Raw genomic sequence first — 13,508 nt, 5'->3', positions numbered from 1 at the left:
GTCGCTATGCGCGCTCCCATAGAATATCCTATGACATGTGCTTTACTAATTCCCAGAAAGTCCAAAAGAGATACCGCATCAGCTGCCATAAGAACCAGATTATAGAAAGCAGGATCTCTCGGCTTGTCACTTTCCCCATGTCCGAGATGATCTAGTGCAACCACCCGAAAACCTGCATCACACAAAAATTTTATCCAATTGGGAAACAACCAATTAGCCCTTAATGAAGAAGCAAAACCATGTAGTAATAAAATAACTGGAGCAGAACTATTTCCTTTATCCAAAAATGCCAATTGACAGTCTCGCCACGAATGAAACATAAAAAAAATATCTTTATTCATTGTAATAACCTCTCAATAAAATGTTATGTATCCTGAATTGCCAAAGTACCATATCTAAAGTTGTCAATGTGAACAATATGGTCTACTATCGTACAGATGACTTGCCAGAATTTGATGGAAAGAAAAAGCTCATGGAAGATCGTAACGTCCCTCATTTCCAAAATGATATAGGGCATCATACCATTGAAATCGGCGTTAAGAAATTCATGTGCATAGGATCATCTCCCCCCCTAGATCATCCCCATATTTTTATCAATCTAGGCAAAGAGAACGAGAAAGTTTGTCCTTATTGTTCAACACTTTATCGTTTTAATGCGTCTCTTAATTTAGAGCAAACTGTCCCCGAAGGATGTTTTTTATCTCCTTAGGAACTGATACGATGTGCATATCAGAAAAAAAAAAATCGACTCCTCTCCCGTCCGTAGCAATAGTTGGTGGAGGAATAGCTGGTCTCACTCTTGCCTTATTCTTATCTCGTCGTGGCATTAAGGCTGATGTTTTTGACAAAAATAATCAATTTTCTGAAAAAGGTTTTGGTTTGCAAATTTCACCAAATGCCTCACGTCTTCTCGACAAAATTGGTGTACTTGATCAACTGGAAAACGTATGGTTTGAGCCGAAGGAATTTCGTTTTCTATCAGGTTCTACACTCAAACAATTGAGTAATATTCCATGCAGAGATTATGCACGCAATCATTGGGGATCTCCTTATGGAGTTGTGCGCAGGGAAACTTTACAAAAAATTCTTATTTCTCTCTTAAAATCACAACCTTTAACAAAATTACATTTTTCAACGTATATAACCAATCATTCCCTTGCGGAAATTGCACCTATAGCCGAACGAGACTTTGATCTCCTTGTCGGAGCCGATGGCGTTCATTCAAATATACGTCAACGCATAGAAAACCGACCTTCTCTATTTTCAGGAAATATTGCTTTACGCTTTATTGTTCCTAAAAAGGACATCCCCAAATGCATTGATCGCCATTCAATAAATCTATTCTTTGGTCCCGATTCCCATCTGGTTGCCTATCCTCTGGAGAATGAGAGTATCAACGTTGTCGCTATTAGTAGCAAGAATCATGGGGAAATATCGCTTTTTCAAAACTGCACGAATAACATCCTCAATCCATGTATAAAGGAATTGTTTTTAAAGCGCTTTATTGACTGGCATGAGGAGATTAGAGCATTCATTGCAACAGCACAAAACGCATATTTTTATCCCTTAATCGAACATAAATGTGAATATTGGCACAATGCCCGAGATACTGTTTTGATTGGTGACGCAGCCCATTCTATGATGCCCTTTGCTGCTCAAGGCGCAAATATGGCTATTGAAGATGCTTATATGTTGTCATGCCTCCTGAGTAAAAAGAAAGTTGCGGAGGCTATTACTACCTATCAATCAAACCGTTTTATGCGTATTGATAGAGTATATTCCCGCACAAAATTTAATGCTTCATTTTACCATCTACGCGGATTATCTGGTTTGTGCAGGGATATAGCTCTTCGAATCAGTCCTCGCAGACTACTCACCGAAAGTTTAAATTGGATTTACAAATACGAAGTTCCCTGCAAGAAATAAATTATCCCTCCAAGGAATATTTTATAATTCAGATTCCAAGAATCAATTAATTGTCTAGCATCCAACGTCATTGATCTGTTGATCATGACTCCGATCTATCAACAATCATACCCCCCTTATCAAGCCATATGTAACATTGAAAATTATGTACTATCCAGCTCACATGCCATCAGAATAACTTCGATTTCCTTTACCTTTATCATATTTTTCGAGGAAGAATCGTATAGCATGCAAAAAGACAGTATCACTTCCTCCTCAGAAAAAAAACGTCAAAAAATCTCTCAATTCAGACAACAAAAACCATCCTGTAAAAAAGATTTTTCTCATGGTGTTGATAAAGCCAAAGTACGTCAAGAGTTCCAATTCATGAGGCAGCCGCAAAAAAAATAGCAAAGCCATTCTATGCATCAGAGACTCTCCTCCTCTAAAGATAATTTAACCGAATTTGCTAAAACTGTATTTCCTGCAGAACACTTTAGAGATTTTTGTCTAACCATGATCAAAGGATTTTTGATCCTCCTTAAGTTTTTCGACAAAAGTATATCTTCCAGATACTGTCCCAGTGAAAACCTCTCTTCCTGCACCAAAACAATCATAGCCATAGCGCAATTCTTTCTTTTAACCAATCACAACAACCAAGAAATCACCTTGCCGCCCAATGTTAATGGACTGATTCTTCCGGCAAGTATAGGCTGATATAAAGCTATCTGAGAGGCGTATATGGGCTTTTTTTTGGGCAAGTCCTTTTTCGGATGTTTGCAACCAAGAGCTACTTTTCATCGATTTGCATTCCCACAACATCGGGAAAGATAAATTGAGTTCAGAGGGAGAAGATATAATAACACTATCAACACGCCCTTTGATTTTGCCGTTTGCTTGATAAAATCCGAACTGTTCACCTGATCAATCTTCGGCGAGAAGTTCAAATCCAGCAGATCGCAACTATCTAATACCCAGATCTTCACAAACATTTGAGCTTTTCCTTACAGAGATTTTCAATAATCTTCCGACTACGCTCGACAAAATTACTGACAAAAATATCTCGACATAAACATTGAAGAAACAATTCATTTTTCGGAAATTATCGTGCCTTGTGCGCGTCTCGTTGAACATGATCAGATATTACTCTCCTGCATCTTAATTCTGCTGAACGTTGCCTTGTGCTGTCTTCTTAGCTGTCAAACCTATCCATGCGAGTCCAATCGAAAGCTATAGTACGACAAAGCAATTTTCAGATTTTATGAAAAAACAATATGGCTTCTATAATAAGCGCTATTTCGAGTCCGGATCATGTTAATATAAATGGTTTGCAGTCCGGTCGGAAATTATTGGCGTTGACTTCCGTATATCAGTATCTAAATCTTTTTTTAGAGATAAAAAGATCTACTTCCTCATATATGAAACTACTATAAGATGAATTTTATTCAATATTCTCTTTAAAATATTTCCAAGAAAAGCATGAGCAACGAGACTTAAGAATGATCTAATCCACGAAGGCAATCATTCTTACCTCTACCATAAAATTTTCAGATTCAAAAACTCTCAACACGTCTTATATGTCCAGACCATGCTGTACATCACCTGCGTAGAGGCAGACCTCTCTCCTCAATAGCCAAGCACAAACATAAAAAGAAATCTCCTCTTTCTACTTTACTTTCTAAGAAATTATATTTTATTCATAACATAATATATTCGTCTCTTTTTCGGAATATAAATCATCAAATCGCAGGACACAAAGAATCCTTTGCTTTAGACTATAAATCCATTATCAAATACGATTTTATGGAAATTTTTCGGAAGGAATAATATAAGCATTACCCAAATAATAACAAGAAAGAATACCTTGATTGTGACATATAATGCCGAATTTTCTGTTCTATTCTGCAAAAAAACTGAACTAAATTATAATTTTCTGTATTCTTCTTTTGGAGAATATAACTGCGCAAACCCTTAAAAATACAGTATAAATATGCTATATTATTGATGATGGATTCTGTTTTTATTTCTGGATATTAGATGTTTTTTATTAAAACATCTTGAAATTATAAGCCGATCGCTTAATCTCTATCAAGAGAATCTTGACTGCAATCTCTTTTTTTAGATGTATCAAAATCTGTTTTTAATTAAATAGCCGGGTCATGATTGTATTGAGGGATAGGGCTCCCCTAGAAATTATCCTAGGGATTCGGTATCAGGTACCTTGCAAATTGCCAAGAAAGGATATATCTCCGTGTATAAAAAATATCTTCTCGGTGTTATCTTCTTCGTTAATCTGTTGTTCGCAAGTTTTCCTTCTTCTGCTAGCGTATTAGACAGTGTAAAAGAAAGAGGTTTTTTAAAGTGTGGCATTAACGTCGGTGTTGTCGGTTTTTCAGAAACAGATATAAATGGCGACTGGAATGGATTCGATATTGATTTATGCAAAGCTATATCTGCAGCTATTTTTGATGATCCTTCTAAGGTTCAATACACACCCTTGAATGCCAAAGAGCGTTTTACGACCTTGCAATCGGGGCAAATTGATGTGCTCAGCCGTAATACATCATGGACACTTCTTCGTGATACTGTTCTCGGCATTACTTTTCGTCCCATTACATACTTTGATGGACAAGGATTTATGATTCGCAAAAGGGATAAAGATCCTGTGTCTTCGGTTCTTGAGCTCTCTAATGCTTCTATATGTGTTCAGGCAGGGACAACCACAGAGTTAAGTCTCTCAGATTATTTCAGTACGCATGGTATGAAATATCATCCAATAGTTTTTGAGCGTGTTGAGGAAGTTGGTGCTGCCTATAATAATAACCGTTGCGATGCTTATACGGCAGATAAATCTGCTCTATATGCATTTAGGATCACCACTGCCGATCCAAATGAACATGTGATTTTGCCAGAGATAATTTCTAAAGAACCTCTTGGTCCAGCCGTTGGCCAAGGAGATATCAATTGGCTGAATATTGTTACGTGGGTTCATTATGCTTTAGTGAACGCTGAAGAATTTGGCATTACCAAGGAAAACGTTGATACGATGCGTAATTCCAATAATCCAGATATAAAACGTTTTCTCGGAAGTGAGAAGAACAGTAATCTCGGCGCTGGTCTGAAACTATCAAATGATTGGACTTATAGGATCATAAAACATATGGGGAATTACGGCGAAATATTCGATCGTAATCTTGGTGAAAAATCCGCTTTAAAGATTCCTCGTGGACACAATGCTTTATGGACGCATGGTGGTCTTATGATAGCTCCACCTATTCGCTAAACGTCAATTTTAGGATATACATTTAATAATTTGAAAAAAGAGGTTTATCGAAGTTTTTGGAGAGTTCTATTTTTAAAAGGTCTATCTTTTACGTTAGGGAGAGTGAAGTGTGATTGGGAAAATTCGAAAGAAAGCAATTCGTTATCTCGATAAGGTTGAGTTTTTATATGATTTAAATGCTCGTAGCATATTTTTTCAAGCGATAACCTTGCTCATAATTATTGTAATAGCCATCTTGGTCATGAATAATATTTCTGAAAATATGGCGAAGGCAAATGCGTCTTTTGGTTTCGGATTTCTCAACGGACGTGCTGGATTTCAAATAGATCAAGGAATTGTGCCTTACACGAACAATTCTTCCTATTTTATGGCCCTTATAGTTGGTCTTTGTAATACACTCACTGTAGCTATTTTAGGTATAATACCTTCTACATTAATAGGAATTTTAGTTGGAACAGGACGTTTGTCTTCCAATAAACTTGTCTCATGGATCTGTAGAATTTTCGTGGAAATATTTCGCAATATTCCTCCCCTGGTAGTTATATTTTTCTGGTATAAAGCCGTACTTTCTACCCTTCCCGGTCCTCACTCGTCTATTACTTTGCCGTTTGGAATTTTTCTTAACAATCGTGGACTCTCTTTCCCCAAACTAATTATTGATACGCACGCCATAATCCTTTTGCTTGCTCTCTTATTAGGCATAGTTTTAAGCGTTTTCGTTTCTAAATCAGTACGTAAGTTCCATGAAAAAACAGGACATTACCTACCCAATTTTCGTATTTATACATTACTAATATTGGGTTTGCCCATAGTAGTATTCTATGCAGGAAGATTACAATTGTATTTTGATACTCCAAAACTTGGTCGATTTAATTTTGAGGGAGGAGCAACTATTAGTCCTGAATTTATTTCCCTCTATATGGCTTTATCATTTTATACGGCTTCTTTTATAGCGGAAATTGTAAGGTCAGGAATTAGTGCTGTTCCACGCGGTCAAGTTGAAGCAGCAACAGCGCTCGGTTTAAGCTCTGGACAAGCTGCCCTCTTAGTAATTATACCACAAGCGATGCGCGCTATCATTCCTCCTCTTACCAGCCAGTATTTGAATCTTTTAAAAAACTCTTCCTTGGCTGTTGCAGTGGGTTTTTCAGATCTTGTCTCGGTCGGTGGTACTATTCTCAATCAAACAGGCCAAGCAGTCGAAATTGTTGTCATCTGGATGTCTGTTTATTTCAGTCTATCAATAATAGTTTCCCTGTTTATGAATTGGTTTAATGCCAAAGTTTCTTTAGTGGAGAGATAGATGATTAATTCTGGTAAAAATTCACTCTTTGTATGTCATAAATTAGCGTCACCTCGTTTGCCTCCCAGTACTGAGCGCGGGATATTTGCGTGGATTCATGCTAGTTTTTTTAATACCCCCAAAGATTCCATCTTAACTATCTTGATAATAGCCATGCTAGCATTTTCGGTGCCTAGTATGATTCGTTGGCTCTTTATAGATGCTGTATGGACAGGAACCAACAAAAGTGTATGTACAACAGTCTCTCAAGGGGGCATCCAGCCGAATGGCTGGAGCGGCGCTTGCTGGGCTTTTGTACATGATCGTTATGAACAATTTATCTTTGGACGCTATCCTCTAGAAGAACGCTGGAGACCAAAACTCGTTTTTCTATTAGCATCTATTTTGCTTGTTCCGATGCTCATTCCCTCTTTTCCTCGCAAATTCTTCAATGGTATTCTGTTGTTTGGAGTTTTTCCAGTTGTTGCATTTTTTCTCTTATGTGGTGGATTAGGACTCAATGTTGTTGATACATCGCTATGGGGAGGATTGTTGGTTACTTTGGTTATCTCCTTTTTTGGGATTACTATTTCAATGCCAATGGGTATTTTTTTGGCATTAGGACGGAGATCTAATATGCCTGTTTTGCGAGGAGCTTGTATCGCATTTATTGAGACATTCCGAGGAGTTCCTTTGGTTACGGTCCTTTTTATGGCTAGCGTCATGCTACCTCTCTTTTTGCCAGATGGATGGACTGTGAATAAGCTTTTGCGTGCTCTCCTAGGAGTATCTGCTTTTGCTTCTGCTTATATCGCAGAAGTCGTCCGTGGCGGACTTCAAACCATCCCTAAAGGACAATTTGAAGCAGCTGATTCACTGGGCTTGAGCTATTTTCAAACAATGCGCTTTATTGTTCTTCCACAAGCCATTAAGCTTGTCATACCTGGAATTGTGAACACTTTTATCGGATTATTTAAAGACAGTTCTCTTGTCTCCATCATCAACATGTTTGATCTTCTAGGAATTGTAAGAACGAATTTCAGTGATTCAGCTTGGATATCATCAGTTGTACCTACTACAGGTCTTATTTTTGTTGGGTTTGTGTTTTGGATTTTTTGCTTTAGTATGTCTCTGTACTCGGTATTTATAGAAAAATATCTTAATACAAAAAGTAAGAAATAAGGATTTTTATGTGGATGAAAGAAACTCCAATGACTTCAGAAAAATTAGAAAAGAATAACATCGCTGTTGAAATAAAGTCTTTAAACAAGTGGTATGGAAATTTTCATGCGCTACGTGATGTTAACCTTATAGTCAAACGTAATGAACGTGTTGTCGTAGCTGGACCTTCTGGATCGGGGAAATCAACTTTGATACGTTGTATTAACCGAATTGAAAAACATCAAGAAGGTGATATTATTATTGACGGCGTTTGTCTTGATAGTAATGTGAAACACATTGATGAAATTCGTCGCGATGTTGGAATGGTTTTTCAGCAATTTAATCTTTTTCCAAATCTTACCATTCTTGAAAATTGCACCCTTGCTCCTATTTGGGTACGAAAAACACCTAAGAAAGAAGCAGAAGAAATTGCTATGCATTATCTTAATAAGGTAAAAATTGGCGATAAGGCCCTTAGATCTTCTCAGTCCCTATCTGGTGGAGAAAAGCAGCGTGCAGCTATCGCACGTTCTTTGTGCATGAAACCAAAGATCATGTTACTTGATGAGCCAACCTCTGCCTTGGATCCTGAAATGGTAAAAGAAGTCTTAGATACAATGATTGATCTTGCCAACGAAGGAATGACTATGATTTGTGTTACTCACGAGATGGGTTTTGCTCGCCAAGTCGCTGATCGCGTTGTATTCATGGATCACGGTCAAATTGTTGAAGAAAACTCTCCTGAAGAATTTTTTAACAATCCTCAACATGAGCGGACAAAATGCTTTCTTAGTCAAATTATCGATTAGCCCAATATCCAGAAAATAAGACTTTCAATAGTCTATATGGAGAATTTGTCATTTATAGCTTGTATTTTATAACTTGATTAATCACTATATAAATATATAAGAATAACATTCTCTCGTAAGAGAATTGTCGGAGTGTAGCGCAGCCTGGTAGCGCATCTGGTTTGGGACCAGAGGGTCGGGAGTTCGAATCTCTCCACTCCGACCATTTTATTTAGGGGTTTTGAGATTTTTTCTATTTATATACCTATATTGGAGTAAGGATGTTAGCGAGGATTTATCGTAAACAAAAAGCGTCTACTCAATCGGGGAAAAAGGCTCACGTAGGGATGTGGATATTAGAGTTCGAAAAAGAATATCCCTCTTATATTGAGCCCTTCTTCAATTATACTTCTTCCAAAGACACCCTCCAGCAGGTCAGGCTTTTTTTTGACTCTAGAGAAAAAGCGGAAGAATATGCTATCAATCATAATATTCAATACTACGTCATGCCGTCACAAGAAATGATGCAAAAAAGAGTTTCTTATCAGGATAATTTTGCTTACAACCGCATTGAACCTTGGACACATTAATTTTAATATTTAAAGGCGTACGACGCCTAACCTTTTTGGGCCCCTTAGCTCAGCGGATAGAGCACCTGCCTTCTAAGCAGGATGTCGCAGGTTCGAATCCTGCAGGGGTCACCATTTTAAATATAAGCCACTGATTTTGATTAATATTTTTAAATATCTATCCTTACCTTTTAAAAGGTGCGACTAATCCACACAAGAGAAGCGATAGAATATTATAACTTTTTGTTATCTTGTAGTCTCACGATTGCAGGAATTATAGGTCTTGTTGGTTTAATGGCTAAAGGATTTCATTGGCTATAAACTTTTAACAGCAATTTAACCCCCTCTTGTCAACGATTCCATTCGTGTACCAGAAGCCTAAAATAAGCTCTATAACTTCTTGAGTGAAGAGGCAAAGCCGCGACAATAGGTCATCATCAGCTCTTCCACTTTCCAATATTGTATTGTGAAAATAAGCAAGACATATATCCTTTGGCAATCAAGGAAATTCTAATCAACGTTTTAGGATTCTATTAAGTTATATAGTTTTCCTCCATTCCCATGAATTATTTTCCTCTTTATTCGGATCGTTTTTATCATGCTTCAGCATTTTATTAATATAGAGACCATAAATAAAAATGGCAGACATACGTCTTTGAAAACCAAAACTTTCCATAAAAATGGAATAGCGGTTTCGATGTTAAAGCTCTCAGGGGAGATTATCGTATTGCGCAAAAAAAAGACGAATAGCTTTAAATGGAAGAAGAATAAATTATTGATATCCTCTTCTTTCTTATCATCATAATATTCAAAAGACCGTTGACAATGGTAGCCTAATTACGCATTTCAAAATTCTTATCAGGACTACAATTCTTAGAATCTTATATAAAAAAAACCTTAACTTGCACTTCCTTACAGATGCTTCAGAGAAATTTGTGCAGAAAGAAAACTTTTCAAAAATCGAATGTAATCGTACACTACTATCCTCACGAAAGTCTCTAGGTTTATTAGCAATCTAATAATCCAAATTCATTATCCATAAATACTCTCTTTTTCTAGAAAGATACATAAAAGAATTGAAGCTATTCTCTGTACTGTGGCACATGATGCTATTTAAAAGTTTTTCACTCTTGCAAGTGCAACTTCCAAGGATAATTTTTGGCTCTCAATCTGAGAGATCTTTTCTTTTTCTCGTTGCACAATTTCAGGGGGAGCTTTTTCCATAAATTGTTTATTATCTAATCTAGCCCGTATAAGCGAAGATTCAGCTATAATCTTCTCAAGAGATTTTTTAAGGCGAGCTTTTTCTACGGAAAAGTCAATTAAATCACCAATTTGTAAGAAAAAGATCGTTTCATCGAGAATAATTTGAATAGAACGTTCAGGAGAATGTCCCGAAAAAACGATATCCACAGAAGTCAAACGATAAAAAATGGACTTATGACGCAATAACTGTTCTCGAACCAAGTGACTTTCATCAACAACAACTAATGGAACAATGGCTTTTAAAGGAACATTCATCTCTTTTCGCACGGAACGTACTTCAGAAATCAAATGAATAATCATGTCAACTTCTTGTACAGACGAAGGATCTTCAAAGGTCAGTGAAGGCCATTGTGCATGACATAATAAACTTTCTTCCTCAACTAGACCCTCAACGGAGATATGAGAATAAAGCTCTTCCGTAACGAAAGGTGCAATCGGGTGCAATAATTTACAAACATTGTGAGAAACATATGAAAAACAAGATAAAGTTTCTATACGCAAATCATCGTCTCCATCATTTAAAATAGATTTGATGAATTCTACATACCAATCACACAACTCATGCCAAATAAAACGGTATAAAATCGCGGATACATCATTAAACCGTCGGGTTTCTATACCCGTTGTCACTTCTTTTATAGCAGTAGAAAGCCGCGAAATAACCCATTTGTTAATGACAAATTTCACATCTTGCGGAGAAAAATTCACGCTATGTTTTGCTCCATTAAGTTGCGAAAATCGAATAGCATTCCAAAATTTTGTTATAAAATTACGATAACCAATAACTCGTGCTGAATCCAATTTAATATCACGTCCTTGAACTGCCATAATAGCAAAATAAAAGCGCAAAGCATCCGCACCGTATTGATCTACCAAACCAATTGGATCTACGACATTTCCTTTGGATTTGGACATTTTCTGTCCATCTTTATCCCGCACTAACGCATGGATATAAACAACATTAAAAGGCTCAATTCCCCTACCCTCAACGTCCTTGATAAAATGCAAGCCCATCATCATCATGCGTGCAACCCAGAAAAACAAAATATCGAATCCGGTCACCAAAATATTTGTTGGATAGTACGCATCTAGTTCAACTGTTTTTTCCGGCCAACCAAGCGATGCAAACGGCCATAGAGCTGAAGAAAACCACGTATCCAGCACATCCTCATCGCGTACCAAAAGGTCAGATTTATTCCCTTCTTCAATAAGACGCTGAACATAAAGAGCAGTATCCCCACCTTGTGCAAGATAATACTCAACAGCAGCATTTAGAGCAGAAACTTCTGTCTTTTCAACAAAAACTTTACCATCAGGACCATACCAAACGGGGATCTGATGCCCCCACCAAAGCTGTCGTGAAATACACCAAGGCTGAATATCATTTAACCAATCGTAATAATTCTTCTCCCAAGACTGAGGAATAAAAGAAGTCGAGGAATTTCTAACTGAACGAATAGCAGGTTCTGCAAGAACCTTAGCATTGAGATACCACTGCTCTGTTATACGTGGCTCAACAGGAACTCCACTACGCTCACAATAGGGTACTACATGCTTATACGGCTCAATTCTATCAAGAAGATTTTTTTCTTTAAGAAGAGAAACAACTTGAGAACGAGCAGAAAGACAGTCTAAAGATTCAAATTCTCCAAAGATTTTCTTTTTCTCATCAGAGAGAACAAATCCCCGCAAAAAACTCTCATTCTCTAAAAGACAAAGAGTCGCCTGAGGCGTAAGAATATTAATAAAATCTAATCCTGAACGCTTTGCAATTTCAAAGTCATTAAAATCATGAGAAGGCGTCACTTTTACCGCACCAGCTCCAAAGTCAGGATCAGGATAAGGATCAGATATGATAGGAATACGGCGACCAACTATTGGCAATACAATATATTTTCCAATAATATCCTTATAACGGGGATCATCAGGATGAACAGCAATTCCAGTATCACCAAACATCGTCTCCGGACGAGTCGTAGCAATGACAATATAATTGCGTATTTCCCATCTTATTGGCTTTCCATCGTTATCAAATTCAATGGGATAACGATAAGATACTCCATCTTCGAGTGTATAACGTATATACCATAAACTACAATCAACTTCGGTTTGAGTAACTTCAAGATCAGAAATAGAAGTTCCCAGACAAGGATCCCAGTTAACAATTCTCGTATCCCTGTAAATCAAACCTTGTTTGTAAAGAGTTACAAAGGCCTCTAAAACTGCCTCTGACATCCCTTGATCCATCGTGAATCTCTCACGAGACCAATCACACGAAGCCCCAAGCCTTTTTAATTGACTGAGAATAGCCCCGCCTGATTTCTCTTTCCAATCCCAAACCTTTTTAACAAAAACTTCTCTCCCAATCTCTTTTCTTGTAAGAGAAGTTTCGGCGTATAATTGACGCTCTACAACCATTTGCGTAGCAATACCAGCATGATCAGTCCCTGGCTGCCAAAGAACATTCTTACCCCTCATGCGCTCAAAACGAACCATGATATCTTGCAATACACTGTTAAAAGCATGCCCCATATGTAACGAACCCGTTACATTAGGTGGAGGAATAACAATACAAAAACTCTTTGAACTCGCTTTGGAATTAGCCCCCGCACGAAAAGCAGAAACGGAATCCCACTTACAGGCACTGTCCTTCTCAACAGACGAGAAATTATACGTTTTATCAAGCATCAATTAAAACCAAAAGACACACGCAAATACACAAAATCGCCCCTCAAAATTAAAAAGAAATCTCTATAGAAATCAAGCTCATTCCTAAAAAAATTAACGACGAGGAGTGCCTCGTGCAATTTTCTCTATTTCTTCTTTCACAAGCCTTTCCACCATCACCGGCAAGTTATCATCCAACCATTCACGCAACATCGGACGCAAAATATCAGTAGAAATCTGATCAAGAGAACGACAATCCGCTTCTCGCAAAGCAACCACTAACTGATCAAACGAAGAAGCAACTCGACTACCTACATCAGGAGAAAGAATCGAAAAATCATCTGTTTTTTCATGATCTTTATGAGAAATCTGATTTTCGTCAATAGACTTTTTGGCTTGAGAATCATAAGTACGTTGAGAACAGGAATTATCTATGAGCGAATCTTCATCAACAGCTTTATCCACTATTGGAGATTCAGAAGAAAGTTGATGTTTCTCCGTCGGCTGCTCGACGGTTTTTTGATCTTCTTTCATCAAATCAGAGGGATCAGAAGAAACCATACGAGAAGAATCACCCCGAGTCGTTT

Annotated in this window: 11 protein-coding genes and 2 tRNA genes; 9 read left to right on the top strand and 4 right to left on the bottom strand. The window is 37.4% G+C overall.

All coding sequences use genetic code 11. The annotated features are described in order from the left end of the window. The coding region (locus H0G72_RS03170) for an alpha/beta fold hydrolase (RefSeq protein WP_182017337.1) at positions 1-341 on the bottom strand (341 nt) is incomplete at its 3' end. 131 nt (positions 342-472) lie between these two features. Between H0G72_RS03170 and H0G72_RS03165 the strand changes: the two genes are divergently transcribed. Both H0G72_RS03165 and H0G72_RS03160 read left to right on the top strand, forming a co-directional pair. Further along, positions 473-709 carry a zinc-finger domain-containing protein gene (locus H0G72_RS03165; protein WP_182017345.1) on the top strand — a complete coding sequence of 79 codons (237 nt, stop codon included), beginning with the start codon at positions 473-475 and terminating at the stop codon, positions 707-709. 11 nt (positions 710-720) lie between these two features. Then, entirely contained in the window at positions 721-1,926 is a 1,206-nt protein-coding gene (locus H0G72_RS03160) for an FAD-dependent oxidoreductase (protein ID WP_182017344.1), read from the top strand. 618 nt (positions 1,927-2,544) lie between these two features. Here the strand turns inward: H0G72_RS03160 and H0G72_RS03155 are convergent. After that, entirely contained in the window at positions 2,545-2,706 is a 162-nt protein-coding gene (locus H0G72_RS03155) for a hypothetical protein (RefSeq protein ID WP_182017336.1), read from the bottom strand. Positions 2,707-4,156: 1,450 nt separating this feature from the next. Between H0G72_RS03155 and H0G72_RS03150 the strand changes: the two genes are divergently transcribed. The 7 genes from H0G72_RS03150 to H0G72_RS03120 all read left to right on the top strand — a co-directional run bounded on the left by H0G72_RS03150 (position 4,157) and on the right by H0G72_RS03120 (position 9,123). Beyond that, a complete protein-coding gene (locus tag H0G72_RS03150) occupies positions 4,157-5,188 on the top strand; it encodes an amino acid ABC transporter substrate-binding protein (RefSeq protein ID WP_182017335.1) in 1,032 nt (343 codons plus the stop codon). 109 nt (positions 5,189-5,297) lie between these two features. After that, complete coding sequence (locus tag H0G72_RS03145) at positions 5,298-6,491, top strand: amino acid ABC transporter permease (protein ID WP_310649482.1); 1,194 nt, start codon at positions 5,298-5,300, stop codon at positions 6,489-6,491. Then, on the top strand, positions 6,492-7,652 hold the full coding sequence (locus H0G72_RS03140; protein WP_182017334.1) for an amino acid ABC transporter permease: 1,161 nt from the start codon (positions 6,492-6,494) through the stop codon (positions 7,650-7,652). It abuts the gene before it with no gap. A gap of 29 nt (positions 7,653-7,681) precedes the next feature. Further along, the gene (locus tag H0G72_RS03135) at positions 7,682-8,440 is read left to right on the top strand and encodes an amino acid ABC transporter ATP-binding protein (protein ID WP_409049319.1); all 759 of its coding nucleotides are present in this window, start codon (positions 7,682-7,684) and stop codon (positions 8,438-8,440) included. A gap of 128 nt (positions 8,441-8,568) precedes the next feature. Continuing rightward, positions 8,569-8,645: transfer RNA gene (locus tag H0G72_RS03130), tRNA-Pro, on the top strand. A gap of 55 nt (positions 8,646-8,700) precedes the next feature. Further along, positions 8,701-9,009: an NADH dehydrogenase ubiquinone Fe-S protein 4 gene (locus H0G72_RS03125; protein WP_182017332.1), complete on the top strand. Its 309-nt coding sequence runs from the start codon at positions 8,701-8,703 to the stop codon at positions 9,007-9,009. Between the two features lie 38 nt (positions 9,010-9,047). Next, positions 9,048-9,123, top strand: a tRNA-Arg gene (locus tag H0G72_RS03120). 978 nt (positions 9,124-10,101) lie between these two features. On the opposite strand, the gene H0G72_RS03115 is transcribed toward H0G72_RS03120, so the two are convergent. Together H0G72_RS03115 and H0G72_RS03110 are read right to left on the bottom strand one after the other, a co-directional pair. Continuing rightward, positions 10,102-12,942 carry a valine--tRNA ligase gene (locus tag H0G72_RS03115; RefSeq protein WP_182017331.1) on the bottom strand — a complete coding sequence of 947 codons (2,841 nt, stop codon included), beginning with the start codon at positions 12,940-12,942 and terminating at the stop codon, positions 10,102-10,104. Between the two features lie 93 nt (positions 12,943-13,035). Beyond that, on the bottom strand, positions 13,036-13,508 hold a 473-nt coding region (locus H0G72_RS03110; protein WP_182017330.1), incomplete at its 5' end, for a PopZ family protein.

Origin of the sequence: Candidatus Liberibacter sp. (assembly GCF_014048425.1) — a bacterium.
In the GTDB taxonomy this organism is placed as follows: Bacteria; Pseudomonadota; Alphaproteobacteria; order Rhizobiales; family Rhizobiaceae; genus Liberibacter.
The sequence above is the reverse complement of the archived record's forward strand: the minus strand, read 5'-3'. Positions and strand labels throughout refer to the sequence as shown.